This is a genomic window from Curtobacterium sp. MCPF17_046 (assembly GCF_003224295.1).
Lineage (GTDB): Bacteria > Actinomycetota > Actinomycetes > Actinomycetales > Microbacteriaceae > Curtobacterium.
Map to the genome: position 1 here is coordinate 84352 of NZ_QKLB01000003.1, position 26083 is coordinate 110434.

Annotated in this window: 28 protein-coding genes and 1 pseudogene; 23 read left to right on the forward strand and 6 right to left on the reverse strand. The window is 73.1% G+C overall.

All coding sequences use genetic code 11. The features are described from left to right. Positions 1–68: 68 nt before the first annotated feature. Genes DEJ32_RS03630 through DEJ32_RS03670 form a run of 9 tightly spaced genes read left to right on the forward strand, consistent with a single transcriptional unit; the run spans position 69 to position 7789 of the window. Positions 69–1028: a carbohydrate ABC transporter permease gene (locus DEJ32_RS03630; protein ID WP_110824334.1), complete on the forward strand. Its 960-nt coding sequence runs from the start codon at positions 69–71 to the stop codon at positions 1026–1028. Beyond that, entirely contained in the window at positions 1025–1933 is a 909-nt protein-coding gene (locus tag DEJ32_RS03635) for a carbohydrate ABC transporter permease (protein WP_181419465.1), read from the forward strand. The genes DEJ32_RS03630 and DEJ32_RS03635 overlap by 4 nt, the downstream gene beginning before the upstream one ends. Then, entirely contained in the window at positions 1930–2718 is a 789-nt protein-coding gene (locus DEJ32_RS03640; protein ID WP_110889339.1) for a hypothetical protein, read from the forward strand. Before DEJ32_RS03635 ends, DEJ32_RS03640 begins: the two co-directional genes overlap by 4 nt. Further along, positions 2715–2909, forward strand: coding sequence for a multidrug transporter (locus tag DEJ32_RS03645; protein ID WP_110900352.1), 195 nt, complete (start codon positions 2715–2717; stop codon positions 2907–2909). The genes DEJ32_RS03640 and DEJ32_RS03645 overlap by 4 nt, the downstream gene beginning before the upstream one ends. A 49-nt stretch (positions 2910–2958) precedes the next feature. Beyond that, positions 2959–4641, forward strand: a complete 1683-nt coding sequence (locus tag DEJ32_RS03650) for a bifunctional 3'-5' exonuclease/DNA polymerase (RefSeq protein WP_110900353.1) — start codon at positions 2959–2961, stop codon at positions 4639–4641. Between the two features lie 49 nt (positions 4642–4690). Then, the gene (locus DEJ32_RS03655; RefSeq protein WP_110824330.1) at positions 4691–5530 is read left to right on the forward strand and encodes a phosphatase PAP2 family protein; all 840 of its coding nucleotides are present in this window, start codon (positions 4691–4693) and stop codon (positions 5528–5530) included. A 45-nt stretch (positions 5531–5575) separates the two neighbouring features. Beyond that, on the forward strand, positions 5576–7204 hold the full coding sequence (locus DEJ32_RS03660) for a serine/threonine-protein kinase (protein WP_110900354.1): 1629 nt from the start codon (positions 5576–5578) through the stop codon (positions 7202–7204). Between the two features lie 54 nt (positions 7205–7258). After that, positions 7259–7543 carry a hypothetical protein gene (locus tag DEJ32_RS03665; RefSeq protein ID WP_110900355.1) on the forward strand — a complete coding sequence of 95 codons (285 nt, stop codon included), beginning with the start codon at positions 7259–7261 and terminating at the stop codon, positions 7541–7543. A gap of 48 nt (positions 7544–7591) precedes the next feature. Next, on the forward strand, positions 7592–7789 hold the full coding sequence (locus tag DEJ32_RS03670) for a hypothetical protein (RefSeq protein WP_110824327.1): 198 nt from the start codon (positions 7592–7594) through the stop codon (positions 7787–7789). A 78-nt stretch (positions 7790–7867) separates the two neighbouring features. Here DEJ32_RS03670 and DEJ32_RS03675 read toward each other — a convergent pair whose 3' ends face one another. Both DEJ32_RS03675 and DEJ32_RS03680 read right to left on the reverse strand, forming a co-directional pair. Continuing rightward, positions 7868–8806: an aldo/keto reductase family oxidoreductase gene (locus tag DEJ32_RS03675; RefSeq protein ID WP_110900356.1), complete on the reverse strand. Its 939-nt coding sequence runs from the start codon at positions 8804–8806 to the stop codon at positions 7868–7870. A 59-nt stretch (positions 8807–8865) separates the two neighbouring features. Then, a complete protein-coding gene (locus DEJ32_RS03680; RefSeq protein WP_110900357.1) occupies positions 8866–9480 on the reverse strand; it encodes a hypothetical protein in 615 nt (204 codons plus the stop codon). Positions 9481–9516: 36 nt separating this feature from the next. On the opposite strand from DEJ32_RS03680, the gene DEJ32_RS03685 reads away from it, so the two are divergent. Beyond that, positions 9517–10362, forward strand: a complete 846-nt coding sequence (locus DEJ32_RS03685) for a putative RNA methyltransferase (protein WP_110900358.1) — start codon at positions 9517–9519, stop codon at positions 10360–10362. A 40-nt stretch (positions 10363–10402) separates the two neighbouring features. Here DEJ32_RS03685 and DEJ32_RS03690 read toward each other — a convergent pair whose 3' ends face one another. Beyond that, on the reverse strand, positions 10403–10822 hold the full coding sequence (locus DEJ32_RS03690) for a VOC family protein (protein ID WP_110900359.1): 420 nt from the start codon (positions 10820–10822) through the stop codon (positions 10403–10405). A 102-nt stretch (positions 10823–10924) separates the two neighbouring features. Between DEJ32_RS03690 and DEJ32_RS03695 the strand changes: the two genes are divergently transcribed. From DEJ32_RS03695 to DEJ32_RS03725, 8 genes are all read left to right on the forward strand, one after another. Next, positions 10925–11944, forward strand: coding sequence for a YafY family protein (locus DEJ32_RS03695; protein ID WP_110900360.1), 1020 nt, complete (start codon positions 10925–10927; stop codon positions 11942–11944). Next, complete coding sequence (locus tag DEJ32_RS16130; protein WP_181420574.1) at positions 11910–12131, forward strand: hypothetical protein; 222 nt, start codon at positions 11910–11912, stop codon at positions 12129–12131. The genes DEJ32_RS03695 and DEJ32_RS16130 overlap by 35 nt, the downstream gene beginning before the upstream one ends. Beyond that, positions 12128–12217, forward strand: a complete 90-nt coding sequence (locus DEJ32_RS03700) for a potassium-transporting ATPase subunit F (protein WP_017887940.1) — start codon at positions 12128–12130, stop codon at positions 12215–12217. Before DEJ32_RS16130 ends, DEJ32_RS03700 begins: the two co-directional genes overlap by 4 nt. Further along, positions 12217–13899 carry a potassium-transporting ATPase subunit KdpA gene (gene kdpA, locus DEJ32_RS03705; RefSeq protein ID WP_110900361.1) on the forward strand — a complete coding sequence of 561 codons (1683 nt, stop codon included), beginning with the start codon at positions 12217–12219 and terminating at the stop codon, positions 13897–13899. Before DEJ32_RS03700 ends, kdpA begins: the two co-directional genes overlap by 1 nt. Beyond that, positions 13899–16046: a potassium-transporting ATPase subunit KdpB gene (kdpB, locus tag DEJ32_RS03710; protein ID WP_110900362.1), complete on the forward strand. Its 2148-nt coding sequence runs from the start codon at positions 13899–13901 to the stop codon at positions 16044–16046. The genes kdpA and kdpB overlap by 1 nt, the downstream gene beginning before the upstream one ends. Continuing rightward, entirely contained in the window at positions 16043–16645 is a 603-nt protein-coding gene (gene kdpC, locus DEJ32_RS03715; protein ID WP_110900363.1) for a potassium-transporting ATPase subunit KdpC, read from the forward strand. The genes kdpB and kdpC overlap by 4 nt, the downstream gene beginning before the upstream one ends. 123 nt (positions 16646–16768) lie before the next feature. Next, positions 16769–19261 carry an ATP-binding protein gene (locus DEJ32_RS03720; RefSeq protein ID WP_110900364.1) on the forward strand — a complete coding sequence of 831 codons (2493 nt, stop codon included), beginning with the start codon at positions 16769–16771 and terminating at the stop codon, positions 19259–19261. Beyond that, a complete protein-coding gene (locus DEJ32_RS03725; RefSeq protein WP_110889327.1) occupies positions 19258–19944 on the forward strand; it encodes a response regulator in 687 nt (228 codons plus the stop codon). Before DEJ32_RS03720 ends, DEJ32_RS03725 begins: the two co-directional genes overlap by 4 nt. A gap of 109 nt (positions 19945–20053) precedes the next feature. Here the strand turns inward: DEJ32_RS03725 and DEJ32_RS16645 are convergent. The 3 genes and pseudogenes from DEJ32_RS16645 to DEJ32_RS03740 form a co-directional block, all read right to left on the reverse strand. Next, a pseudogene (locus tag DEJ32_RS16645) lies at positions 20054–20638 on the reverse strand (nucleotidyl transferase AbiEii/AbiGii toxin family protein); the annotation flags it as partial. Then, the gene (locus tag DEJ32_RS03735) at positions 20566–20877 is read right to left on the reverse strand and encodes a transcriptional regulator (RefSeq protein WP_110900366.1); all 312 of its coding nucleotides are present in this window, start codon (positions 20875–20877) and stop codon (positions 20566–20568) included. The gene DEJ32_RS03735 and the pseudogene DEJ32_RS16645, both read right to left, overlap by 73 nt. Positions 20878–20965: 88 nt before the next feature. After that, entirely contained in the window at positions 20966–21904 is a 939-nt protein-coding gene (locus DEJ32_RS03740) for a LuxR C-terminal-related transcriptional regulator (RefSeq protein WP_258368885.1), read from the reverse strand. 113 nt (positions 21905–22017) lie between these two features. Here DEJ32_RS03740 and hxlB point away from each other — a divergent pair, with 113 nt between their 5' ends. The 5 genes from hxlB to DEJ32_RS03765 all read left to right on the forward strand — a co-directional run bounded on the left by hxlB (position 22018) and on the right by DEJ32_RS03765 (position 26077). Beyond that, positions 22018–22590 carry a 6-phospho-3-hexuloisomerase gene (hxlB, locus tag DEJ32_RS03745; protein ID WP_110900367.1) on the forward strand — a complete coding sequence of 191 codons (573 nt, stop codon included), beginning with the start codon at positions 22018–22020 and terminating at the stop codon, positions 22588–22590. Between the two features lie 26 nt (positions 22591–22616). Then, a complete protein-coding gene (hxlA, locus tag DEJ32_RS03750) occupies positions 22617–23246 on the forward strand; it encodes a 3-hexulose-6-phosphate synthase (RefSeq protein WP_110824313.1) in 630 nt (209 codons plus the stop codon). 277 nt (positions 23247–23523) lie between these two features. After that, positions 23524–23991, forward strand: coding sequence for a hypothetical protein (locus DEJ32_RS03755; RefSeq protein ID WP_146234070.1), 468 nt, complete (start codon positions 23524–23526; stop codon positions 23989–23991). 84 nt (positions 23992–24075) lie between these two features. After that, complete coding sequence (locus tag DEJ32_RS03760; protein WP_110900368.1) at positions 24076–24753, forward strand: response regulator transcription factor; 678 nt, start codon at positions 24076–24078, stop codon at positions 24751–24753. Next, positions 24746–26077, forward strand: a complete 1332-nt coding sequence (locus tag DEJ32_RS03765; RefSeq protein WP_258368887.1) for a HAMP domain-containing sensor histidine kinase — start codon at positions 24746–24748, stop codon at positions 26075–26077. The genes DEJ32_RS03760 and DEJ32_RS03765 overlap by 8 nt, the downstream gene beginning before the upstream one ends. The last annotated feature ends 6 nt before the right edge of the window (positions 26078–26083 follow it).

Sequence of the window (26083 nt, forward strand, 5' to 3'; positions counted from 1 at the left end):
GCACCCCCCGCAGCACCCAGCACCACCCGGACCACCCGATCCGACCGCCCTGGCCGAGGAGCGACCTGATGACGATCCACACCCAGCGACCCGATGCCGCGCAGGCGTCCCCGCCGCCCGAGACCCGCCCCGCCGACCCGTCGCGGCCGACGCGGGCCCCACGCAGCGACGGATTCTGGCCGTGGCTCTTCGTCCTGCCGCTGCTCATCGGCGTCGGCACCTTCTTCATCTGGCCGATCATCCAGACGTTCTACTACTCGTTCACGAGCTGGGGCGTGTTCGGCGGAGCGAGCTTCACCGGACTCGCGAACTACACGCGACTGCTGGCGGACCCGCAGCTCTACCAGTCGCTGGGCAACACGATCGTCTACACCGTGATCGTCCTGCTCGGCATCCCGATCGCGGTCTGGCTCGCGAGCCTGCTGAACACCCCCGGCCTGCGCTTCGCACAGTTCTACCGCGTGCTGTTCTTCCTGCCCTACGTCGCGATGCCGGCGGCGATCGCCCTGGTCTGGCGCATCATGTTCAACGGCGACTTCGGCATCGTGAACTCGTTCCTCGGCCTGTTCGGCATCGACGGCCCGTACTGGATCTCGACCCCGGGCTTCGCGCTCGTCGCCGTCTCGCTGGTCGGGCTGTGGTCGTCGCTCGGGTTCTCCATGATCATCCTGGGAGCCGGGCTCAAGGACATCCCGCCCGAGCTGTACGAAGCGGCCGAGCTCGACGGCGCCAGCCGGTGGCGGCAGTTCCGCTCGGTCACGGTGCCGCTCCTCAGCCCGAGCATCTTCTTCGTGCTCATCGTCACGACCATCTCGAGCTTCCAGCTGTTCGACCTGCTCTACGCGATCCTCGGCCCGCTGAACCCGGTGGTCCCGGAGACGATGTCCCTCGTCTTCTACTTCTACAACTCCGGGTTCGTCGACGGCGACAAGGGCTTCGCGGCGGCGATCGCGATGGTCATCTTCCTGCTCATCGGCATCATCACGGTCGTCCAGTTCCGTGTCCAGAAGAAGTGGGTGCAGTCATGACCGGCATCATCGAAGCGCACGGCAGCAAGCTCTCGGCGGCCGCCTCGGCCGCCAGCCGGAGCCGGGTCCGTGGCCAGGCACGTCCCGGTCGCCGCGGCGGCAGCCACTGGTGGATCCACGTGGTGCTCGGGGTGGGTGGGTTCGTGATGGCGTTCCCGTTCCTCTGGCAGATCATCATGTCGCTGTCGACCAACGCGCAGGTGACCTCCCCGACGCCGGTGTTCTGGCCGGGTCAGCTGCAGTGGGACAACTTCGCGCAGGTGTTCGAGCGGCTGCCGTTCCTCAGCCAGCTCGGGACGTCGATCTGGGTGACGCTCATCCGGACCGTGGCGCAGATCGTCCTGTGCACGCTCGCCGGCTACGCCTTCGCGCGCATGCGGTTCCGGGGCCGTGGGCTGATCCTCGGGATCGTGCTGTCGATCCTGCTGGTGCCGTCGCAGGTCTACCTCATCTCGCAGTACCAGATCGTGCAGGGACTCGGCTGGCTCGACACCCTCGCCGGCATCGTCGCGCCGGGGCTGTTCAGCGCGTTCGGCACGTTCCTGATGCGGACCGCGTTCCTCAACATGCCCGCCGAGCTCGAGGAGGCTGCCCGGATGGACGGTGCGAACCCGTTCCAGACGTTCTGGCGCATCATGCTCCCCCTGGCGCGACCGTCCATGAGCGTGCTCGCGATCACCACCGTGCTCTGGTCGTGGAACGAACTGCTCTGGCCCCTCGTGGTGTCGACCCGTGCCGAGGCCATGCCCCTGGCCGCCGGGCTCGCGACGCTGTCGAGTGACCGGACCGTGAACTACCCGGTGCTGATGGCAGCGAGCCTGATGGCGATGGCGCCCGTGCTCATCATGTTCATCGTGCTGCAGCGCCGGGTGATCGACGGGCTCGCCTCCTCCGGTCTCAAGTGAGTCCGGCCGACGACGGACGGGAGGCCCGCCCCGACCCCGTCGCGCTCCTCACCGCCGCCGTCGGCTCGCCGGGGGAACCAGCGGGGCTGGCTCCGGCGCTCGAGGACGCCGTGGCCCACCTCGGCCCGACGCGCCGGGAGGCCGCCCTCCTCGGAGCCCTCCGTGCGGTGCTGCCGGTCACCGAGCAGTGGCTCGTCACCCACGGTTGCAGCCCGGAGGACGCCGCGGCGAGCGTCGCCGACGTCGACCGCAAGGTCGGCCGCTACGGGCTCGACGGCACGGGTCTCGACTGGCTCGTCCAGGTGGCGACCGGCCGCGTGGTGGCCGTGGGGCGCCTCCAGTTCGAGCGGACCGCCCGGCTGCCGGACGGGACGCTGGCGTGGGGGGTGCACGTGCCGGAGACGGGACCGCTCGACCCGGCCGCATGCGACCGGTCGTTCGCGGCCGCGCCCACCGTGCTCCGGCGGCTCGACCCGGCGTCCACGGTCGACACGTTCGTGTGCTCGTCGTGGCTGCTCGATCCCGAGGTCGCTGCCGTCCTCGGCCCGTCGTCGAACACCGCGCGCTTCGCAGCGCGGTTCGCGCTGCTGCCGGGACCGGCCGATCCGCACGGGGCGGGTGACGTCTCCGTGGCGAAGTTCGTCTTCGGCACCGACCTGGCGTCCGCGCGTCGGGCGGTGCCCTCGGGTCGGCTCCAGCGTGCGGTCCAGGAGCGGTGGGCCGCTGGCGGGTACTGGTCCGAGCGCGCCGGGACCGCTCCGGTCGGCGTACCGTCGCCCGCATGAGCGCACCCGACCGAGACCACCTGGACGACGGCGTCGACATGACCTTCGAGGAGCGTCGGCACGACACGTTCCGCCGGATGTCCGGGTCCGACGAGCACGACGAGGCACCCCGCGTGGAGGTCGAGGAGACCGAGCCCGGCGACGTCCGCATCGACGTCGCCGACAGCGCTGCGGTCCGCCCGGGCGACTGAGCGCACCGCCCGGTGCGGGGCGGACGGTGGCGCACGGCAGAATCGACCCGTGCACCTCGTCCTCGCCGCCGTCGGCGGCCGCGTCACCGCGACGCCGCTGACGGACGCGGGGCAGCCGGACGGCGAGCCGACACGGGTGGCCGAGTCGGACCTCCCGGCCTTCGTCGCCGTGACCGACGCACCGGGCGTCCGTTGGGTCTGGTCCGACACCGCGCGTTGGTACCCCGCCGTGCTCGCCGCCGGCGGGCGGGTCGCCCGCTGTGTCGACCTGCGCCTGGGACACCGGGTCCTCCGGACCGCCCTGGCGAGCCGCGGGTCCGCCCTCGCGCAGGCGCCGGAGAGCGGCTGGGACGCACCGGCCGTCGTGGAGGCCCGGCCAGCGCCGGCCACGCAGGCGTCGCTCTTCGACGACGACCTGTTCGCGCTCGCCCCGGCCGACGACCTCGACCCGGTCGCGGAGTTGCGGGCGCAGCTCGACGCCGTGGCCGGTTCGACCGAGCCGGGCGCGCTCCGACTGCTGCTGGCGGCCGAGTCCGCCGGTGCGCTCGTCGCGGCCGAGGTCAAGCACGCCGGCCTGCCCTGGCGGACGGACGTGCACGAGCGCCTGCTCGCCGACGCCCTCGGACCACGGGTCCCGTACGGCGTCCGTCCCCGGAAGCTCGAGGACCTGGCCGAGGTCCTGCGCGAGCGGCTCGACGACCCCGGCCTCAACCCGGACTCACCCGCGGACGTCCTGCGGTCCCTGCGGCGGGCCGGGCTCGTCGTGGAGAGCACCCGGAAGTGGGAGCTGCAGCACCTGGAGCACCCGGCGATCGAACCGCTGCTCGAGTACAAGCGGCTGTACCGGCTGCTCACCGCGAACGGCTGGACCTGGCTCGACGAGTGGGTGCGGGACGGCCGGTTCCACCCCGAGTACGTCGTCGGCGGGGTCGTCACCGGACGGTGGGCCGCGAACGGCGGCGGCGCCCTGCAGCTGCCGAAGCAGGTCCGGGCCGCCGTGGTCGCCGACCCCGGGTGGAAGCTCGTCGTCGCGGACGCAGCGCAGCTCGAACCGCGGGTCCTCGCGGCGATGTCCGGCGACACCGCCATGGCGGCCGCCGGCGACGGGCAGGACCTGTACGACGGGGTCGTGGCGTCCGGTGCCGTGCAGACCCGGCAGCAGGCCAAGATGGCGATGCTCGGGGCGATGTATGGCGCCACCCAGGGCGAGGGCGGCCGGTTCGTCCCGCGGCTCGCCCGGGCCTTCCCGCGCGCGCTCGACCTGGTCGAGCAGGCGGCCCGGGCCGGGGAACGCGGCGAGCCCGTGACGACGCGGCTCGGCAGGACCTCCCCGGTCCCCGACCCGTCCTGGTTCGAGGCGAGGAACCGCGCCTACTCGGTGGAGGGGTCGCCGGGCATGCAGCGGGCCGTCGAGTCGCGAGCCCGGAGCTGGGGCAGGTTCACCCGGAACTTCGTGGTGCAGGGGACGGCGGCGGAGTGGGCGCTCTCCTGGATGGGCGGCCTCCGCACCCGGCTCGCCACCAGGACGTCCGGGCCCGTCACCGCCGGCGCACACATCGTGTTCTTCGTGCACGACGAGCTCGTCGTGCACGCTCCCGCCGCGGACGCCGAGTGGGTGGCCGAGCAGGTCCGCGCCGCCGCAGTCGACGCCGGGCGGATCATGTTCGGCGGGTTCCCGGTCACCTTCCCGCTGTCGGTGGCGGTCGTCGACGCCTACTCCGAGGCGAAGTAGCCGCACCGTCGGCCGGGCCTGCACAGCCACGGGAGTCCAGGCTGGTCGGATGGAACAGCACGACACCCCCTCCGGTCGGACCCCCGTGATCGGCGGCGCCGACCGCGAGCGCGCCGACCGGACCGTCGGCGACGTCGACCTCACCCGCTGGCGGACCCGCGCCGGCCGGTCGGTCGCGGACGGGTGGGCCGCCCTCGGTCGACGGTACGGCGCCCTCCCGTTGCTCGTGTTGACGCTGCTCGTCGGGATCGGCATCGCGACGACCGCGACCTGGGCCGCGTCCGAGGTCTACGACGCCGTGCGCGAGGCCGACGACGTCGCCGTGCTCGACCGCCCCGTGCTCGACTGGATGCTGACGCTCCGCTCGCCCGTGCTCGACCAGGGCGTCACGTGGTGGACCGACATCGCCGGGACCATCGGGATGCCGATCGTCGCCGTGCTCTTCCTGATCGGGTTCACGGTCCAGCGCCGCGCGTGGACGCCGCTCGTCCTGCTCGTCGCCGCCAGCGCCGGGTCGCTCGCGATGACCATCGCCGGCAAGGACCTGATCGGTCGCAGCCGTCCGCCCCTGTCCGACGCCGTCCCGCCGTACGAGCACTCGCCGTCGTTCCCGTCCGGGCACACCCTCAACTCCACCGTCATCGTCGGCACCATCGTGTACCTGCTGCTCCTCCGCCAGAGCCGCGTCGTGACCCGGGTCTGGACGATCGTCGCGGGCACGCTGTTCGTCCTGTCGGTCGGCGTCTCGCGGGTGTTCCTCGGGCACCACTGGACGACGGACGTCCTGGCGGCGTGGGCACTCGGCCTCGCTTGGCTCGCGGTGGTGATCACCGCGCACCGGCTCTACCTGACGGCGCTGCACCGGGGGGCGGAGCCCACCCCGTCCTGACCCGGCTGCGCGTGCTCGCCAGCTGAGCCCGGTAGGTTCCCCTGCATGGAAGAACGGCTGATCGGTGGCAGGTACCGGGTGACCGGGACCCTCGGACACGGCGGGATGGCGTCGGTGTACCGCGCCGTCGACGAGCAGCTCGGACGCGAGGTCGCGGTCAAGCTCTTCCGCATCGGCCCGGTCGACCACGGCGAGCGGGCTCGCGCGGAGGCCGAGATCCACGTGCTCGCCGGGCTCCGCAGCCCGAACCTCGTGACGCTGTTCGACGCGGCACTCGACACCGCCGACGGCGACTCGTTCCTCGTCATGGAGCTCGTCCCGGGCAGTGACCTCGCCACGCGGTTGCGCGAGGGACCGCTCGACACCGTCACGACCGCCCGCGTCGGGGCGCAGGTCGCGGAGGGCCTCGCCGCCGTGCACGCGCAGGGCATCGTGCACCGGGACGTCAAGCCCGCGAACGTTCTGCTCGAGCAGGACGGCGAGCACGTCAAGCTCGCCGACTTCGGCATCGCGCTCCTCCGCGACGCCGCCCGGGTCACGGGCACCGGCACCGTGATCGGCACGGCCGCCTACCTGGCCCCGGAGCAGGTCCTCGGTCAGCCGGTGACCGGCGAGGCCGACGTGTACGCGCTCGGGCTCATGCTCCTCGAGGCCCTGACCGGCAAGCAGGCCTTCCCCGGCAGCGCCGTCGAGGCAGCCACCGCCCGACTCGCGCGGGCTCCCGAGATCGACCAACACCTGCCGACGGCGTGGCGGACGCTCCTGCACGTCATGACCGCGCAGCACCCGGAGGACCGTCCGTCCGCCGCGGAAGCGGCGGCGCGGCTCCGGGCACTCGGCCGCGACGACGTCGCGCCCGCCACCCAGCTCCTGCCGGGAGGCCCGGGGGCGCTCACGAAGGCGGCTGCCGCTGGCGGGGCGGTCGGGGCGGCCGCCGCGGCCGGAGCGGGAGCCGCGTCGGCGGACGCCGCGACCCGTGCGATGCCGGTGAGCGGAGCCTCCGATGCGGACACGGCGACCCGCCGCCTGCCGACGCAGTCCGCACGCAGCGCTGACGACGACGTCGCGACCACGGTGCTCGGGACGCCGGCCGGTGCCGGTGCCGGTGCCGGTGCCGCCGGCGGTGCGGGTGGACGGACGGGTACCGCTGCCGTCCCGGCCGGCCCGTCGGGGAGTGCGCCCGAGGAGCGCGAGCGGAAGCGCTGGGTGCTGCCGGTGATCGTCCTCGCCGTGCTCCTGGTCGCCGGGGTGCTGGTCGCAGCGCTCGCCCTCGGCCGGGACGACGGGACGCCGGCTCCCACCCGATCCAGCGAGCCCGCCGAACAGCAGCCCACCGAGGACCAGTCGAGCGAGCCGGCCGAGGAGCAGCCGAGCGAGCCCGCGGAGCAGCAGCCGAGCGAGCCCGCCGAGCAGCAGCCGAGCGAGCCGGCCGAGCAGCAGCCGAGCGAGCCCGCGGAGGAACAGCCGAGCGAGCCGGCCGAGGAACTGCCCTCGTCGGTCCCGGAGCCCAGCGTCGAGACGAGTCTGCCGGTCGAGGAGCCCCTGGACACCGGCGTCGACACGACCTCGCAGGAGGTCCCGGCGAACCCGGGCAAGGGCACCGGGAACGGCGGACCGGGTGGTGGCCCCGGCAGCGGACCCGGCAAGTCCGGCGACGCTCCCGGCCGGGGCTGACGCCCGACGGACAGTCCGGACGCGCTGTCCACCTGCGAGGAGCACACTCGACCCATGTCGATGAGCGCACCGTTCGATCCCATGCAGCAGGGCAGCGACGTCCCCGTGGACGGTTCCGACCAGGACGAACTCGAGGTCGAGGAAGCCCGCGGGGCCACCGGCGGGCCCGAGTCCTCCGGGTCCGAGCCGTCGGGAGCCGACGTGTCCGGAGCCGCGGCGATCGGGAACCCCGGTGACTCCCCGGTCCGACACGACGACGAGGACGAGGCCGGCGGCGGGCCCGTCTTCCGCACGCCCGAACCCGGCGACCGCCTGCACCCCGAGGACCTCGGCTCCTAGCCAGCCGACGTTGCGGCGACTCCCGGGGACGCCGGGCATGCTCATCGGATGTCGATGAGCAGCGCGTTCGACCCGTCGAAGGGTCGCGCCATCCCCGAAGACCAGGTCAGCGGCGACGGGCTCGAGCTCGACGAGGACCCGGCTGCGTTCGGGTTCCGGATCGAGGTCGTGTCCGGGGGGACGACCGACCCGACCGCGGCGCCGACGCTGCGGGACCACGACGAGGACCCCGACCCGACGCGCTGAGGCGACAGGTCGGGGCCCGGTGGGACGTGGCCCTCCCGGTGGGAGGAGGCCCGGAGGTCAGGCGTCAGGCCTCCTGCGTCAGGGGACGGTGTGGCCTGCCGCCGTCAGGACGCGGTACCACTCCTCGCGGCTGAGCTCGACGTCCGAGCCGGCGGCGGAGTCGCGGACGCGCTGCGGGTTCGTCGTCCCGAGCACCACCTGGAAGTGCGCGGGGTGCCGGGTGATCCACGCCACCGCGATCCCGGTCGGGGTGACGCCGTGCGCCGAGGCGATCTCCTCGAGCACGTCGTTGAGCTCGGCGTGGTGCTCGCGGTCGCCCAGGAAGACGCCGTCGAAGAAGCCCTTCTGGAACGGCGACCAGGCCTGCAGCGTGACGTCATTCAGGCGGGCGTGGTTGAGGATGTCGTTGTCCCGGTCGATCGACTGGTCGAGGCCGGCCATGTTCGCGACGAGGCCCTGGGTGATGACGTTCGCGTGCGTGATGCTCAGCTGCACCTGGTTGAACGCGAGCGGCTGCCGCACGGACTTCTTCAGCAACTCGGTCTGTCCGGGGGTGTGGTTCGAGACGCCGAAGTGGTGCACCTTGCCGGCGGCGTGCAACTCGTCGAACGCCTTCGCGACCTCGTCGGGCTCGACCAGCGCGTCCGGGCGGTGCAGGAGCAGCACGTCGATGAAGTCGGTGCGCAGGGCGGTCAGCGACTCCTCGACCGAGGACATGATGTGCTCGTACGAGAAGTCGAAGTACGCGCCGTTCGCGGTCGGCCGGATGCCGACCTTGGTCTGCAGCTGGATCTCGCTGCGCTCGGCCGCGGACAGCGTGACCGCGCCACCGAAGCGCTCCTCGCAGCCGTGCCAGCCGCCGTACACGGCCGCGTGGTCGAACATCGTCACGCCCGCGTCGCGCGACGCGGCGTACAGCGACCGGATGTCCTCGTCGCTCATGTCGTTGATCCGCATCAGTCCGACGACGACGTCGGAAGCGGTGAGGTCCGTCTGTGGCAACTCCAGTGTCTTCACCGGACCGATCCTGCCAGCCGGCACCCGTCCGTGCGAGGCCCTGGCCGTACCCGCTTCGGCTACGCGAGCAGGACGGCGACCACCGCGGAGCGGTCGACACCCCAGCCGGCGGTGAGCGTCGCTCCGGCCGGGATCGGTCCTCCGAGCACCCGGAGGACCGCGACGGCGCCGTGCCCGGTCGTGATCGTCGTGGTCGTCCCCTCGGTGTGCACCGTGACCTCGGTCACCGTGGGGGACTCCGCGTCGGCACCGCTGCCCGACGCCCGTCCCTCCTTCTCGACGGTGCCGTTCCCGGAGGCCCGCTGCAGGTCCGCCTCGTGGCCGCCGGTCGCGATCGCACGGCGCAGCACGTCGGCGTAGACGGGGTCGCCCACGGCGTCGTACACCCAGCGGTGCCCGAGGACGGAGTGCTCCATCTCGGTGACCAGGAAGGGGTCGGCGCCGGCGAGCGGAGCACCGCGGTAGGTCAGCGGCACGTGCAGCACGGGCCCGTCCCCGGCGCGGACGAGGTACGTCTCCACCCCGACCTCGCCGTCGGGGTCGTCGAACCGGAACCGGCCGACCTGCTCGACCGCGGTACGGGTGCCGACCCCGCTCCAGGGCTGTCCGGGCAGCCAGGCGCTGATCGCGTCGAGTTTGCCGGGGGTGAGGGTCGCTTCGTGGATGACGGCCATGCCGGCAACCTACCGCCCTCCCCGTACCCTGGACCGGTGCGCGACGACCTCCTCCCCGTGCTCGCGTGTCCCGTGTGCACCGAGCCGCTCGCGCGCACCGGGAGCGGACAGGCCGGGTGCGCGGACGGACACCGGTACGACGAGGCGAAGCAGGGACACCTGACGCTCCTGCCCGCCAAGCGCCGGACGCTGACCGCGGACACCCCGGAGATGGTGGACGCGCGTCTGCGGTTCCTCGGGCGCGGGCACTACGCGCCCGTGGAACGTGCGCTCGCCGCCGTCACCGTCAGCGCGACCGCTCCCGGCATCGTCCTCGACGTCGGGTCCGGCCCCGGCACCTACCTCGCGCACGCGCTCGACGCCGCGCGACCGGCGGAGGAGGACGGACCGGCAGGACCGGACGGGAGGCTCGGGGTCGCCCTGGACCTGTCGGCCGTCGCGATCCGACGTGCGGCGCGCGTCCACGCGCGCGCCGGTGCCGTCGTCGGGGACGTGACCGAGCGCCTCCCGGTCGTCGACGACGCCGCGGCCGTCGTGCTGGACGTCTTCGCACCGCGCAACCAGCGGGAGTACGCCCGGGTGCTGCACCCCGCCGGGGTGTTGGCCGTCGTGACGCCACGGGCCGGGCACCTCGCGGAACTCGCCGAGGCGACGATCAGCGTCGACCCCGAGAAGGAACGGCGCCTGCACGGGTCCCTCACACCGGCGTTCGCGCTCCGGTCGAGCGAGGACCTGACGTGGACGATGGACCTGTCCGCCGAGGACGTGCACGACGTGGTGCACATGGGGCCGAGTCACCACCACGTCGCGGCCGACACGGTCTTCGCGCCGACGACCGTGACCGCCGCCGTGACCGTGAGCACCTGGGTGCCGGTCGGTTGACCGGGCCGGGCGCGCTCGTGGCACGCCCGGTCCAGGCGGGTCAGGGCTGCTGCTGCGGCATGTCGAACGCCCACACGGCCCCGAACTGGTCGCGGAGCTGCCCGGCCAGGGGCGACCACGCCGACGGGCCCAGCGGCTGCCGGACCTCGGCGCCTACGGCGAGCCCGTCCCACGCGGCGCGGAGCTCGGCCTCGTCCGTGGCGATCAGGTACACGTATGAGGCGTTCTGGCCCTGGTCGTAGGGCTGTCCCGGCCAGACGTCGAACGCCATGACCCGGGCGCCCCCGGGGAGCTCGACCTGACCGAAGACGACCCGGTCGGCCCACGCCGGGTCCTCCGATGCGCCCGTCTGCCCGTACGTGGCGACCGAGGCCTCGGTCCCGAAGGCGGCCGCGTAGAACGCCAGGGCCTCCTGGGCCCGGCCGTCGAAGTTGAGGTGCGGGGTGGTGGTGAACGTCATGTCGACTCCTCGTGCTGGTGGCGACCGCTCCGGCCGCGCTGCTGACGAGCCTCCCCGGTGATGCGGTCAGATCGTGTCCGCATCCTCCGGCAGACTCGCACCATGTCCGGACCGTCGTCTCGCATGCTCACCCTGCTGTCGCTGCTGCAGGTCCGGCGCGACTGGGCCGGTGACGTGCTGGCCGAGCGGCTCGACGTCAGCCCGAGGACCGTGCGCCGCGACGTCGACCGCCTGCGGGAGCTCGGCTACCGGATCACGTCGCTCCGTGGCCCGACCGGTGGCTACCGGTTGGCGGCGGGCTCGGAGTTGCCACCGCTCCTGTTCGACGACGACCAGGCGGTCGCCGTCGCCCTGGCACTCGCCGTCGCACCGGCGTCCGGCGCGGACATCGCCGACGCCGCAGCGCGGGCCCTCGCGACCGTGCGCCAGGTGATGCCGTCGCGGGTCCGCCACCGGATCGACGCGGTCGAGGTCGCGACCGCGCCGGAGAGCACCGTCGTGGACCCCGCGGTCCTGGTCGCCGTGAGCGACGCCGTCCGTTCCGCCCACGTCCTCCGCTTCGCGTACACGTCCGCCTGGCCCGGCGTCGGTACGGACGACGGGCCGACCCGCCGCGTCGAGCCGCACGCCGTCGTCGCGCGGTCGGGTCGCTGGTACCTCCTCGCCTGGTCGCCCGATGCGGACGACTGGCGCACGTACCGCATCGACCGGATGCAGCCCCGGGCGCCGAGCGGTCTGGCGTTCACACCCCGGCCGGTGCCGGGCGGTGACCCGGCGGCGTTCGTCGCGGCCCGGTTCCGCGGGGCCGAGGGGACCGCTGATCCCCTCGGACGTGGCTGGCCGTGCACCGGCACCGCCGTCCTCCACGTCCCGGCGAGCGGAGTCGCACCGTACGTCGACGACGACGCCGTGCTCGAGGACCTCGACGACGGCACCTGTCGGCTGACGACGGGGTCGTGGTCGTGGCCGGCGCTCGCGGCCCGGTTCGCCGGGTTCACCGTGCCGTTCACGGTGGTCGGTCCGGAGCATCTCCGAACGGCGACGACGGCGCTCGCCGATCAGCTGCGCGCCTCTGTTAGTGGCGCGCATGCGTCGCGCACGCGTCCGTCAGGGAACCGTTAGGACGGGCCGGGAGGCACAGCACCGGGCACAGCATCGGTACCGCACCACCACCGGTGCGGTCCACGGCACCTGCCGCGGGCACCTCGATCTCCAGGAGTCCCACGTGTTCGACGTCTTCGTCGTCGCCGGTGTCCTCGCCGTGTTCGGCGTCGTGACACTGATCGCCAGGGGGGTGGAGCGGCTGTGATCGGCATCACCATCGCCGCTGCCGTCCTCGGCATCGCCGCTGTCGTGTACCTCGTCTGGGCGCTCGTGCGCCCCGAGCGGTTCTGATGGGCACCGCGCAGACCTGGGCGGGCATCGCCCAGGTCGCCGTCCTCGTCCTGCTGCTCGTCCTCGTGCACCGTCCCGTCGGCGACTGGATGGCCCGCGTCTTCACGAGCCCCCGGCACGGCCGTGTCGAGCGACTCGTGTACCGCGTGATCGGCGTCGACCCCGACGCCGAGCAGTCCTGGCCCGCCTACCTCCGCGGCGTGCTGCTCTTCAGCGTCGTCGGGCTGTTGCTCGTCTACCTGCTCCAGCGCATCCAGGTCGTGCTGCCGGGCGACCTCGGCCTGCCCGCCGTGGGACCCGCGCTCGCGTTCAACACGGCAGCCTCGTTCGTCGCGAACACGAACTGGCAGTCGTACTCGCCCGAGGTCACCGTCGGGTACTCCGTACAGATGGCCGGGCTCGCGGTGCAGAACTTCCTGTCGGCAGCGGTCGGGCTCGCCGTCGCCGTGACGCTCGTCCGCGGGTTCGCTCGTCGGAAGGCCGGCACGATCGGCAACGTCTGGGTCGACGTCGTCCGTGGCACCGGCCGGCTGCTCCTGCCGCTGGCCTTCGTCTCCGCCCTCGTGCTCGTCGCGGGCGGTGTCATCCAGTCCTGGGGCACCGGGGCCGACGTCCCGACGCTCGCCGGCGGGACGCAGCACGTCCCGGACGGGTTCGTCGCCTCGCAGGAGGCGATCAAGATGCTCGGCACGAACGGTGGCGGCTACTTCAACGCGAACTCGGCGCACCCGTTCGAGAACCCGCAGGCGTGGACGAACCTGTTCGAGGTGTTCCTCATGCTCGTCATCCCGTTCTCCCTGCCGCGCGCCTTCGGGAGGATGGTCGGCGACACCCGTCAGGGGACCGCGATCGTCACCGTGATGAGCAGCATCTTCCTGGTGTCGCTCTCGGCCATGTCGATCGCGGAGCTCGCCGGTGGCGGTGCCGCGACGCACGCCGCCGGTGCCGCGATGGAGGGCAAGGAGGTCCGCTTCGGCATCCTCGGCTCGACGCTCTTCGGGACGGCGACGACCTCGACGTCCACGGGCGCCGTGAACGCCATGCACGACAGCTTCACCCCGCTCGGCGGCATGATGGCGCTCGTCAACATGATGCTCGGCGAGGTCACGCCCGGCGGCGTCGGCTCCGGCCTGTACGGCATGCTCGTGCTCGCCGTGATCACGGTGTTCATCGGCGGGCTGCTCGTCGGCCGCACGCCGGAGTACCTCGGCAAGAAGATCCGCGCCAAGGAGATGACCTTCGCGGCGCTGTACATCCTGGTCACCCCGACCGTGGTGCTGCTCGGCACGGCGCTGTCGCTCGTCATCCCGGGCGTCCGGGAGCAGGTGCTCGGCACGAGCCTCTTCAACCCGGGCAACCACGGCCTGTCCGAACTGCTCTACGCGTTCACCAGCGCCGGCAACAACAACGGCTCGGCCTTCGGCGGTCTCACCGCGAACACGACGTGGATGAACTCCGCGCTCGGTGTCGCGATGCTGCTCGGCCGGTTCGTGCCGATGGTGTTCGTCCTGGCGCTCGCCGGGTCGCTCGCCGCGCAGGACAAGGTCCCCGCGACCGTCGGCACCCTGCCGACGCACCGGCCGCTGTTCATCGCGCTCCTCGGTGGCGTCGCCGTCATCGTCACCGCACTCACCTACTTCCCGGTGCTCGCACTGGGGCCGCTCGCAGAAGGACTGTCCTGATGACCACCCTGACTCCCGAGACGGAGCAGCACACGACCCCCGAACCGGGCCGACGCCCGTCCGCGTTCGGGCCGCGCCAACTGGTGGCGGGCCTCCCGGGCGCGTTCCGCAAGCTGGACCCCCGGCTCATGTGGAAGAACCCGGTCATGTTCCTCGTCGAGGTGGGCGCGGCCCTGACGACGGTCACCGCCGTCGTCGAGCCGTTCAGCCGGACGGGAGGCGCGGCCGACTCCGGCGCGCCCGTCCCGTCCTCCTTCACCCTCGTCATCGCCGTCTGGCTGTGGCTGACCGTCCTGTTCGCCAACCTGGCGGAGTCGGTCGCCGAGGGCCGGGGCAAGGCCCAGGCCGACACCCTGCGGAAGACCCGCTCGACGACCACCGCCCGGCGCATCGTCGGGTACTCCCCGGCCGACCCGGCCGCACTGTCGGCGTCCACCGAGGACGTCGCGTCGGTCGACCTGGCGAAGGGCGACCTCGTCGTCGTGGTCGCCGGGGAGGTCATCCCCGGTGACGGCGACGTCGTCGACGGCATCGCCTCGGTCGACGAGTCCGCCGTGACGGGCGAGTCCGCACCGGTCATCCGCGAGTCCGGTGGCGACCGCAGCGCCGTCACGGGTGGCACCCGCGTGCTGTCCGACCGGATCGTGGTGCGCATCACGTCCACCCCGGGCGAGACCTTCATCGACCGGATGATCCGGCTCGTCGAGGGTGCCGCCCGCCAGAAGACGCCGAACGAGATCGCGCTCAACATCCTGCTCGCGTCGCTGTCGATCGTGTTCGTCGTCGTCTGCCTCACGCTGCAGCCGATCGCCGGGCTCGTCGGCTCGACGGTCAGCATCACGGTGCTCATCGCCCTGCTCGTCTGCCTCATCCCGACCACCATCGGTGCGCTGCTCTCGGCGATCGGCATCGCCGGCATGGACCGGCTCGTGCAGCGCAACGTCCTCGCGATGTCGGGCCGCGCGGTCGAGGCAGCCGGTGACATCACCACGCTGCTCCTCGACAAGACCGGCACGATCACGTACGGCAACCGTCGGGCCTCCCGGTTCGTGCCGGTGCCCGGGGTGACCGAGGTCGACCTCACCGCCGCGGCCGCGCTGTCCAGCGCTGCGGACGGGACGCCCGAGGGCCGCTCGATCGTGGACCTGGCGCTGACCGCCGGGGCCGTGCAGGGCCTCCCGGCCGGCGCCGTCGAGGTGCCGTTCACCGCACAGACGCGCATGTCGGGCGTCGACCTGCCGGACGGCACCGAGGTCCGCAAGGGCGCCGCGGCAGCGGTGCTCGCCTGGGCGGACACGAGCGACCCCGCCGTCACGGCGTCGGTCGACGCGACCGTCGCCGAGGTCTCCGACCAGGGCGGGACGCCGCTCGTCGTCGCCCGGAAGGACCCGTCGGGCCGGGTCGCGCTGCTCGGTGTCGTGCACCTCAAGGACGTCGTCAAGGACGGCCTCGCCGAGCGCTTCACCGAACTGCGCAGCATGGGCATCCGCACCGTGATGATCACGGGCGACAACCCGCGCACCGCGAAGGCGATCGCCGCCGAGGCCGGCGTCGACGACTACCTCGCCGAGGCGACGCCGGAGGACAAGCTCGCGCTCATCAAGCGGGAGCAGGAGGGCGGCAACCTCGTCGCGATGACCGGTGACGGCACGAACGACGCCCCGGCGCTGGCCCAAGCGGACGTCGGCGTCGCGATGAACACCGGGACGACCGCGGCGAAGGAGGCCGGCAACATGGTCGACCTCGACTCGGACCCGACCAAGCTCATCGACGTCGTCCGGATCGGCAAGCAGCTCCTCATCACCCGCGGTGCCCTGACCACGTTCTCCATCGCCAACGACATCGCCAAGTACTTCGCCATCATCCCGGCGATGTTCCAGGCGACGTTCCCGGGCCTCGGCGTCCTCAACGTCATGGGGCTGCACAGCCCCGCGTCGGCGATCCTGTCGGCGATCGTCTTCAACGCGCTCGTCATCGTCGCGCTCATCCCGCTGTCCCTGCGTGGCGTGAAGTACCGCGCAGCGTCGGCGTCGTCGATCCTCGGCCGCAACCTGCTCGTCTACGGGCTCGGCGGCGTGGTCGTCCCCTTCATCGGCATCAAGCTGATCGACCTCGTGGTCGGTCTCATCCCGGGGTTCTCGTCATGACTTCCACTCGTTCGTTCTCCCGCTCCGCCGGCGTGGCCGTCCGCCTCACCGTGCTCGCCACCGTCGTCCTCGGCGTCGCCTACCCGCTCGCGGTGTGGGGCGTCGGCCAGGCCGCCTTCTCCGACCAGGCGAACGGCTCGATGGTCACCGACTCGTCCGGCACGGTCGTCGGTTCCTCCCTCATCGGCCAGTCCTTCGCCGGGAAGGACGCGGACCGCTGGTTCCAGTCCCGTCCTTCCGCCGCGGGGGAGGAGGGGTACGACGCCGGTGCGTCGTCCGGGTCCAACCTGGGCCCGTCCAACCCCGACCTGACGAAGGCCGTCGAGGAGCGCCGAGCCGCGATCGCGGAGGCCGACGGCGTGCCCGCATCGCAGGTGCCCGCGGACGCCGTGACCGCGTCGGGCTCCGGCCTCGACCCGGACATCAGCCCGGCGTACGCGGAGCAGCAGGTGTCCCGTGTCGCCGCCGCCCGCGGGCTGTCCGAGGCCCGGGTGCGTGCCCTGGTCGCCGAGCACACCGACGGCCGCCAGCTCGGCGTGCTCGGCGCCCCCGCGGTGAACGTCCTCGAGCTGAATCTGGCCCTGGCGCGGGCGCACTGACCCCGGTGTGGACCGGACTCGTACAACCGGGACCCGTCCGAACCGCGTGTGACTGCGGTTCGAGCTGGACGACGACGTGCAGATCCGGTCCGCGCCGGGCACCGAGCAGGAGAGGATGAGCACGTGAAGCGAGGCAAGCTGCGGGTGCTGCTCGGTGCGGCCCCCGGCGTCGGCAAGACCTACACGATGCTCGAAGAGGGGCGTCGGATGGCCGACCACGGGCGGGACGTGGTCGTCGCCGTCGTCGAGACCCACGGCCGCGCCGCCACCGCCGCGCTCGTCGACGGGCTCGAGGTCGTCCCGCGTCGGACGGTCGAGCACCGCGGGGTCGCGCTCGACGACATGGACCTCGACGCCGTGCTCGCCCGTCGCCCCGAGGTCGCCCTCGTCGACGAGCTCGCCCACACGAACGCCCCGGGCAGCCCGCACGAGAAGCGCTGGCAGGACGTCGAGGCGCTCCGGGCCGCGGGCATCGACGTCATCTCGACGGTGAACGTGCAGCACATGCAGTCCCTCGGCGACGTCGTCCGCGAGATCACCGGCACCGTGCAGCGCGAGACCGTCCCCGACGCAGTCGTCCGCGCCGCCGACCAGATCGAGGTCGTCGACCTCTCCCCGCAGGCCCTGCGTGACCGCCTGTCCGACGGGCTCGTGTACCCGGCCGCCCGCGTCGACGCCGCACTGTCGAACTACTTCCGGCTGGGCAACCTCACCGCCCTCCGCGAGATCGCGCTGCTCTGGCTCGCCGACGAGGTCGACGACGCCCTGAAGCGGTACCGCGCCGAACACGGCATCGCGAACCGGTGGGAGACGCGGGAGCGCGTCCTCGTCGCCCTGACGGGAGGCCCGGAGGGCGAGACCCTGCTCCGTCGCGGCGCCCGCATCGCGGCCCGGTCCGCCGGCGGCGAGCTCGCGGCCGTGCACGTCACGACGAACGACGGCCTCCGCGAGCGGCACCCCGGCGCGCTCGGCACGCAGCGCGCCCTGCTCGAACAGCTCGGCGGCACCTACCACCAGGTCGTCGGCGACGACGTGCCGACGACCCTCGTCCGGTTCGCCCGCTCGATCGACGCGACGCAGATCGTCATGGGCATCAGTCGTCGCAGCCGTCTCGCCGCCGCACTCACCGGCCCGGGCATCGGCAGCACGGTCATCCGCGAGTCCGGCGACATCGACGTGCACGTCGTGACGCACGAGCGCGCCGGCGGCGGGTTCGCGCTGCCGAAGCTCGGCGGGAGCCTGTCCCGCAGCCGGGTGGTCGCCGCGTTCGTGCTCGCGCTGGTCGCCGGGCCGCTGCTGACCTGGCTGCTCAGCCTGACCGACGACCCCGACTCCATCACGGTCGACGTCCTGGCCTACCAGCTGCTCGTGCTCGTGGTGGCGCTCATCGGCGGCATGCTCCCCGCGGTGTTCGCCGCCGTGCTCTCCGGGTTGAGTCTCGACTTCTTCTTCGTGCAACCCCTGCACCAGGTCACCGTGCAACAGCCCTGGCACCTGGTCGCCCTCGTCATGTACGTCGTCAGCGCCGTGCTCGTCAGCTTCGTGGTCGATCGCTCCGCCCGACGCTCCCGCACCGCCCGCCGCGCGGCCGCCGAGTCCGGGCTCCTCGTCGGGATCGCCGGGAGCGTCCTCCGCGGCGACGACGCCCTCCAGGCCCTCGTCGACCGGACCCGCGAGGCGTTCGGCTTCGCTGGGGTCCGGGTCCGCCAGGGCGACGAGGTGCCGGCGACGTCGGGGACGTTCGGGGACGCACCGGACGCGACCACGAGCCTCCCGTCCGGCGCCGTCCTGGAGTTCGCCGGTGCGCCTGACGACCCCACCCAGCGCCGGCTGCTGCGGGTCGTCGAGCAGCAGCTCGACGCCGCCCTCGAGCACCGCGCGCTGACCCGCACCGCCGTCGACGCGGAGCGGATCACCGCGGTCGACCGGGTGCGGAGCGCGATCCTGGCGGCCGTCAGCCACGACGTGCGGCGACCGATCGCCGCCGCGTCCGCGGCCGTGCAGTCCCTCCGGGCGCGGGACGTGCGGTTGCGCGAAGCCGACCGGGAGGCCCTGCTCGCCACCGCCGACGAGAGCCTCCGTCAGCTGGCGGTGCTGTTGGGCGACCTGCTCGACGTCAGCCGTGTGCAGGCCGGGGTACTGGCCGCGTCCCCGGTCCCGACCTCGCTCGACACGGTCGTCGCCCCCGCGCTCGACGAACTCGAGCTCGGGCCGGAGGACGTCGACCTCGACCTGCCCGCCGAGCTCCCGCCGGTGCTCGCCGACCCCGTGCTGCTGCAGCGCGTCGTCGTGAACCTGCTCGCCAACGCCGTCCGCTACTCACCCGACGGCGAGCGCGTCCGGATCGCGGCGAGCGCCTTCGCCGGCGGGGTCGAACTCCGGGTCGCCGACCGCGGCCCGGGCATCCCCGAGGACCGGCGCGAGGACGTGTTCCAGCCGTTCCAGCGCCTCGGCGACACCGACAACGAGACCGGGCTCGGACTCGGACTGGCGCTCGCGCGCGGGTTCACCGAGGGCATGGGCGGCACGATCGAGGTCGACGACACCCCGGGCGGCGGGCTCACCGTCGTGGTGCGGTTGCCGATCGCCGGACACCTGGGAGTGGTGGGACGATGAAGGTGCTGATCGCCGACGACGACGCGCAGCTCGTGCGGGCGCTCGCCGTGACGCTCGGGGCCCGCGGGTACGAGGTCGTCACGGCCCGGGACGGTCGGGCGGCCATCGACGCCGTCATCACCGAGCGGCCGGACATCGTCATGCTCGACCTCGGCATGCCGCGGCTCGACGGCATCGGGGTGCTCGAGGGCATCCGCGGGTGGTCGCAGGTGCCCGTGCTCGTGCTGTCCGGGCGGACGGACTCGGGCGACAAGGTCGACGCGCTCGACGCCGGTGCCGACGACTACGTGACGAAACCGTTCGAGATGGACGAGCTCCTCGCCAGGCTCCGGGCGCTCGGTCGGCGGCGGGCTCCCGCGGGCGGGGAGGCGGCCCCGACGATCCGGGTCGGCGACCTCGTGGTGGACCTCGTCGCGAAGCAGGTCACCGCTCCCGACGGTCCGGCGATCCGGCTCACCCCGACCGAGTGGCGGCTGCTCGAGGTCCTCGTGACGAACCCCGACCGACTGCTGACGCGGGAGATGCTCCTCACCGAGGTGTGGGGTCCGACGCACGGCACCGACTCGGGCTACCTGCGGCTGTACATGGCGCAGCTGCGGCGGAAGCTCGAGCCGGAGCCGTCCCACCCGCGGTACCTCGTGACGGAGTCGGGGATGGGCTACCGGTTCGCGCCGGCGGGCTGACCCCCGGTCTCGTCCTCCAACTCGCCCGCCCGGGCGAGCGCGCGCCGCCGTACTCGGCGAACCGGTCGTCCGCGACGCGCGTCACGAGGCGGAGTTGCCGTGCGAAGACGACGGGGTCGTACCCGGCGTCCCGCTCAGCGACGAGACGCAGGAGATCGGCGTCCGTCCACCGCCCGGAGGCCCGGATCGCGTCGACGTCGATGAAGTCGCGCACCTCGAGGCGGCCGTAGAGCGCGTCGAGCTTGGAGGCGACGGCGTCGTCCGCGGCCAGCACCGGTCCGATCGGGAGATCCGCCGGAGCCTGACCGCGCCAGTCGTACCCGAAGTCCATCTCCAAACGGTCACCCTCCGCGGACGTCACCAGGAGCTGCGCGAACAGCTCGTCGTGCCGTCGGACGTCGACCCGGTAGCCGTGGCCGGAGAGGACGCCGACCGCGTCCTCGACTGCCGTACGGAACAACTCGCGGTCGTACCGGTCGGTGAACAGGTCGATGTCGCGGGTCGACCGGTCGACGAGACCGTGTTCGCGGATCGCGCCGGAGCCGGCGAGCACGAAGCCCTGTCCGCCGACCGTCCTCAGGACGAGCGCGGTGACCTCCCGCTGCGCAGCGCGCAGGTCGGTCACGCCGTCAACTCCGGGAAGTGCGCCTCCCACGCTGCCCGGACGCGATCGGGCAGCAGGAGATCCGGCCATGTCCGGACGAGCAGGTCCCGGTCGAGCAGCGCCGCCTGGGCTCTGGCGTTGCCCTCGCGGAGGACCGCTTGGTACGCCTTGGCGACGTCCGAGGTGGATGCCAGGTCGACCAGCGGTTCCGGGCCCCAGTAGACCTCGAGCGGGAGCACGAGCGGACCGGTTGCCGGACCGCGGAGGTCGTCGAGGGAGGCGACGACGTCGACCGGCTTGACGTCCTGGAACAGCACACGCGGGTTCATCACACCTCCCTCGCTCCGATCGTGCCAGAGCCGTCGGTAGGACGCCACCGCGCCGTGGGTAGGACGCCACCGCCCGCGTGGTCCCGCTTCAGCCGGCGTGCACGTGCGCCGCGAGCTCCGCCCGGGTCCGCGCCCCGAGCTTCCGGAGCAGGTTCGCCACGTGGTACTTCGCCGTGTTCACCGAGATGCCGAGGCCGTCCGCGATCTCGCGGTTGCCGACGCCGGTCGCGACGAGGCGCAGGACCTCGGCCTCGCGGGGCGTCAGGTCGGCCTCGTCCGGGCTCGGCACCGATCCGGGGGCGGGGTCGAGTGGGATCGTGATGTCGAGCACGGACCCCCAGCCCGGCGTCGAGTCGACGTGCATCCGTCCGTCGAGGACCCCGACGCGCTCGGCGATCGGCCGCATCGCGTCGTCCTGCACGTCGTGCGTCCCGGCACCGTCGTCCCGTAACTGCATGAGCAGGTTGCGCCCGTCGCAGTCCCACTGGATGCGGACCCGGTTCGCGTTGCCCTCGTCGACGAGGGTGAGCACCGCGTTCCGGACGATCGCCCGGGCTGCGTGCGCGACGTCGCCGGGGAGCGCGCGGCCGGTCGCGGGCGGTTCGACGAACTGCACGTCGAGGTCACCGAACCGGACGAGCGGACGCAGGTCGGCGCGCAGGCGCGAGAACGCCCCCGTCACCGGCTCGAGCAGGACCTCCCGCTGGCGGTCGCTCGACGTCCGCAGGTCGACGAGGGCCGCGGACGCGATCTCGACCGCCTCCGCACGGGCCGCGGCGTCGCCGACGCGGGGGGAGCGCAGGACCGCGAGCACCGACTCGAGGGTGAGCGAGTGCCGGTCGGTCAGGTCCGCGACGACGCGGGCGTGCTCCGCGGCCTCCGCGCGGCTGGCGTGGGCGACGGCACCACCGGCGGGTGCGGGGAGCGCCGGACGGGAGGCCTGGCCCGGCCCCCCGACGGACGTCACCTGGTCGTCGGGGGCGGTGCGCGCCTCCCGGCCGGTCTCCGGGTCCGTCTCGTCGTCCACGAGCCCGAACCTACCCGCCCTGCTCTGCGCGACGACCCGACCCACCCGTTCGGACGGGAAGCCCGCCGTGTCGGGTAGCGGCGCACCACTCCCGTCAGGCGCAGGCTCGGGACATGTCCGAACAGACCCTCACCGCCGCGCTCGACCTCGTCAGCCACGAACTCGACGACCTCGTCGACGCGGTCGGGGAGAGCGACCCGGAGCCCGCTGCACGCGCCCTCGACCTGCTCGACGGCGCCGAGCGCGTCTTCGTGCACGGTGCCGGACGGTCCGGGCTCGCGCTGCGCATGACCGCGATGCGCCTCATGCACCTCGGGCTCGACGTCCACGTCGTCGGCGAGGTGACGACCCCCGCGATCGAGTCGGGCGACGTCCTGCTCACCGCGAGCGGCTCGGGCACCACCGGCAGCATCGTGCAGGCCGCACGGACCGCGGTGGACGTCGGCGCGCAGGTGGTCGCCGTGTCGACCACGGCCTCGTCGCCGCTCTCCGAGCTGGCCGAGGTCACCCTCGTCCTGCCGGCCGCGACGAAGACCGACCGCTCCGGCACCGCATCGGCGCAGTACGCGGGCAGCCTGTTCGAGCAGGGCGTCGTCCTGCTCGGCGACGCGCTGTTCCACGCGCTCTGGCAGCGCAGCGGACACTCCGCCGACGACCTCTGGCCGCGGCACGCCAACCTCGAATGACCCCCACGGAAGAAGGAAGCACCAGCATGCAGCTGCAGTTCGCCATCGACACCCTGTCCACCGAGACCGCGCTCGAGCTCGCCGCCCAGGCAGCCCCGCACGTCGACATCCTCGAGCTCGGCACCCCGCTCGTGAAGAGCGCCGGCGTCGCCGCGATCACCGCGATGAAGGAGGCGCACCCGGACAAGATCGTGTTCGCCGACCTCAAGACGATGGACGCCGGCGAGCTCGAGGCCGACATGGCGTTCCAGGCCGGGGCCGACCTCGTCACCGTGCTCGGCGTCGCCGGGGACAGCACGATCGTCGGTGCGGTCGCCGCCGCGGAGAAGCACGGCAAGGGCATCGTCGTCGACCTGATCGGCGTGCCCGACAAGGCCGCTCGTGCCCGCGAGGTGACCGCGCTCGGCGTCGAGTTCGTCGAGGTGCACGCCGGCCTCGACGAGCAGGCCGAGGAGGGCTTCACCTTCGACACGCTCCTCGACGAGGGCAAGGCCTCGGGTGTGCCGTTCTCGATCGCCGGTGGCGTGAAGGCGTCGTCCGTCGCCTCCGTCAAGGCCGCCGGCGCTCGCGTGGCCGTGGCCGGCAGCGCGATCTACAGCGCCTCGGACGTCGGCGCGGCCGCCGCCGAGATCCGCGCCGCGATCGACGCCGCGTAGTCCCCTCGCAACACTTCACGTGGGCGACACCACGCACCGGGATCCCGTTGCGCGATGTCGCCCACGTTGCTTCCCCCGAGACGCCGTTCCTCCTCCGAGACGCCGCTGTGCTGGCGAGACGCCGCGGTATCCGGAGGCGTCTCGAGGAGAACAGGGCGTCACGGGGACACGGGGGTGTCGCAGCAGCCGGCTGGTCGTGGCCGACTCACCCGCTCGGATGACCGGGCACCGCCGTTCGGCCGATGTCACCGCCTCGCCTGCTCCCTAGCGTGAGGGCATGACTTCAGGGTGGGACGCGTGGGGGCAGGACGACGACTGGGAACGCTGGACGGCTCGGCCGTCCAGAGCGCAGCGGGAGATCGCCGAGCGGGTACCGCGCCCGTCACGAGAGGGTGCTCGTCTCCTGGCAGTCCTGACCAGCATCGGCGTCGTGCTGTGGATCGCGGGACTGTGCCTCGTCGCCCAACGGGCCGCAACACGGGACGTCCCGCTCGGCGGCCTGATGCCGGCCGCCGTCGCCGGTACCTCCCCGGACCAGCTCGAGCACATCCACGGGCTGTGGGGCATGCTCCAGCTGACGACCCTGCCGGTGATGCTCGTCCTGTTCGCGACCGCCGCCTGGTCGTCCCGTCGACGTCGGGCGCGGTGGAGCCCGGCCGTCGCCATGGCCCTCAGCGCCGTCGGCATGACGGTAGGGGTCGCGCTCGTCATGCAGGGCATGCAGACGTGGTCGCTCAACCGCTGATGCGGGCTGTCTGGTGAGTGTCCGAGGGACCCCGGCGCGGCCCGGCTTCAGCGCCGGTTCAGGCCGCGCCGCCATGCTCGGACGATGCGCGTGCTGGTGGTCGACGACGAGGTGCGGCTCGCCGACGGCATCCGGAAGGGCCTGCAGGCCGAGGGGTTCGCCGTCGACGTCGCCCACGACGGGGTCGACGGGCTCTGGTACGCCCGCGAGAACCCGTACGACGCCATCGTCCTCGACCTGATGATGCCGGGCATGAGCGGCTGGAAGGTCTGCGAGACCCTCCGCGCCGAGCAGGACTGGACCCCGGTGCTCATGCTGACCGCGAAGGACGGCGAGTGGGACCAGGTCGACGCCCTCGACGCCGGCGCCGACGACTACGTGACGAAGCCGTTCTCGTTCCCGGTGCTCGTCGCACGCCTCCGTGCGCTCGTCCGGCGCGGATCCCGGGAACGCCCCACGGTCCTCCAGGCCGGCAACCTGCGGCTCGACCCGGCGGAGCGTCGTGTCTGGCGCGGCGAGACGTTGCTCGACCTGACGAGCCGGGAGTTCACCGTCCTCGAGTACCTCATGCGGCACCCCGGGCAGGTGCTGTCGAAGCGGGACGTCATCGCGAACGTCTGGGACGACGACTTCACGGGGGACCCGAACATCGTCGAGGTCTACGTCGGGCACCTCCGCCGCACGGTCGACCGGCCCTTCGGCCGGTCGGCGATCGAGACCGTCCGCGGGGCCGGGTACCGTCTCGCCGCCGACGGTGGTTGACCGGTCGCGTCCGTCCCGTCGCCCTCGTTCCATCCGCGCGCGTGCGACGGGAGGCGCGGCCCTCGTCGTCCTCGTCGCCCTCGTCATCGGGGCGGTCGCGTTCGTCGGGGTCCTGCGGACCTCGCTGTCCGACGGCGTCCGGTCGTCGGCGGAGCAGACGCTCGACGGCCTCGCCACCCGGGTGGAGGCGGACGGAGCCGGTGCGGTGACGGCGGAGGACGACGACGTGCTCGCGCAGCTGCAGGACGACGACGGCCGCGTGCTGGCGCGGGCGGAGGACAGCCCCGGCCGGCCGCTCGCCACCGACGAGGAGTCCCGGTACCGGCACGACGGTGAACGGTGGCTGCTCGTCGCCGACGACGTCGACCTGCCGGACGGCACCGGCGGCGTCCTCGTCGTCGGCGCCCCGCTCGAGGACGCCGACGCCGCCGTGCAGACGGTGACCGTGCTGCTGGTCGTCGCCGTCCCGGTCGTCGTGGCGCTCATGTCGCTCGTGACCTGGTTCGTCGTCGGCCGTGCGCTCCGTCCGGTCGACCGCATGCGCCGCGAGGTCGACGACGTCGAGGGGGCGAACCTGCACGCCCGGATCGACGAACCGGGCTCCGGGGACGAGGTCGACCGGCTCGCCGTGACCATGAACCGCATGCTCGGCCGGCTCGAGGCGTCCCAGCAGGCCCAGCGGCGGTTCGTCTCCGACGCCTCGCACGAACTCCGCTCCCCGCTCGCGACGATCCGCCAGCACGCCGAGGTCGCACGGGCGCACCCCGAGGTCACCGACACCGCTGACCTGGCCGACGTCGTGCTCGACGAGGGCGCCCGTCTGCAGGAGCTCGTCGAGTCGCTGCTCCTGCTCACCCGCCTGGACGAACGCGGACGTGACCGGGACCGTGCCGTCGACCTCGACGACCTCGTGTTCGCGGAGGCGTCGCGGCCGCGGGCGAGCGTGCACGTCGACGTGTCCGGGGTCGCACCGGCCCGGGTCCGCGGCGACGACCGGCTGCTCGGACGGGTCGTGCGGAACCTCGTGGACAACGCCGTCCGGCACGCGGACCGGGCGGTGACCGTCGCGCTCGGGAGCGTCGCGGGCGATGCGGTGCTCACCGTGGACGACGACGGGCGCGGGATCCCCGAGGGCGACCGGACGCGCGTGTTCGAGCGGTTCGTGCGGCTCGACGAGGGCCGGGCGCGGGACGCCGGGGGCTCCGGGCTGGGACTCGCGATCGTCGACGCCGTGGTCCGCGGGCACGGCGGGTCCGTCGCGGTGTCGGCCGCGCCCGACGGGGGAGCGCGGTTCACCGTGCGGCTGCCACTCCTGCGGGACTGAGTCGCG

Coding starts and splice junctions, on each gene's coding strand:
- DEJ32_RS03630 (WP_110824334.1), top strand. CDS start 69: ATGACGATCCACACCCAGCGACCCGATGCCGCGCAGGCGTCCCCGCCG.
- DEJ32_RS03635 (WP_181419465.1), top strand. CDS start 1,025: ATGACCGGCATCATCGAAGCGCACGGCAGCAAGCTCTCGGCGGCCGCC.
- DEJ32_RS03645 (WP_110900352.1), top strand. CDS start 2,715: ATGAGCGCACCCGACCGAGACCACCTGGACGACGGCGTCGACATGACC.
- DEJ32_RS03655 (WP_110824330.1), top strand. CDS start 4,691: ATGGAACAGCACGACACCCCCTCCGGTCGGACCCCCGTGATCGGCGGC.
- DEJ32_RS03660 (WP_110900354.1), top strand. CDS start 5,576: ATGGAAGAACGGCTGATCGGTGGCAGGTACCGGGTGACCGGGACCCTC.
- DEJ32_RS03665 (WP_110900355.1), top strand. CDS start 7,259: ATGTCGATGAGCGCACCGTTCGATCCCATGCAGCAGGGCAGCGACGTC.
- DEJ32_RS03670 (WP_110824327.1), top strand. CDS start 7,592: ATGTCGATGAGCAGCGCGTTCGACCCGTCGAAGGGTCGCGCCATCCCC.
- DEJ32_RS03680 (WP_110900357.1), bottom strand. CDS start 9,480: ATGGCCGTCATCCACGAAGCGACCCTCACCCCCGGCAAACTCGACGCG.
- DEJ32_RS03690 (WP_110900359.1), bottom strand. CDS start 10,822: ATGACGTTCACCACCACCCCGCACCTCAACTTCGACGGCCGGGCCCAG.
- DEJ32_RS03695 (WP_110900360.1), top strand. CDS start 10,925: ATGTCCGGACCGTCGTCTCGCATGCTCACCCTGCTGTCGCTGCTGCAG.
- DEJ32_RS16130 (WP_181420574.1), top strand. CDS start 11,910: ATGCGTCGCGCACGCGTCCGTCAGGGAACCGTTAGGACGGGCCGGGAG.
- kdpA (WP_110900361.1), top strand. CDS start 12,217: ATGGGCACCGCGCAGACCTGGGCGGGCATCGCCCAGGTCGCCGTCCTC.
- kdpB (WP_110900362.1), top strand. CDS start 13,899: ATGACCACCCTGACTCCCGAGACGGAGCAGCACACGACCCCCGAACCG.
- kdpC (WP_110900363.1), top strand. CDS start 16,043: ATGACTTCCACTCGTTCGTTCTCCCGCTCCGCCGGCGTGGCCGTCCGC.
- DEJ32_RS03725 (WP_110889327.1), top strand. CDS start 19,258: ATGAAGGTGCTGATCGCCGACGACGACGCGCAGCTCGTGCGGGCGCTC.
- DEJ32_RS03735 (WP_110900366.1), bottom strand. CDS start 20,877: ATGAACCCGCGTGTGCTGTTCCAGGACGTCAAGCCGGTCGACGTCGTC.
- hxlB (WP_110900367.1), top strand. CDS start 22,018: ATGTCCGAACAGACCCTCACCGCCGCGCTCGACCTCGTCAGCCACGAA.
- hxlA (WP_110824313.1), top strand. CDS start 22,617: ATGCAGCTGCAGTTCGCCATCGACACCCTGTCCACCGAGACCGCGCTC.
- DEJ32_RS03755 (WP_146234070.1), top strand. CDS start 23,524: ATGACTTCAGGGTGGGACGCGTGGGGGCAGGACGACGACTGGGAACGC.
- DEJ32_RS03760 (WP_110900368.1), top strand. CDS start 24,076: ATGCGCGTGCTGGTGGTCGACGACGAGGTGCGGCTCGCCGACGGCATC.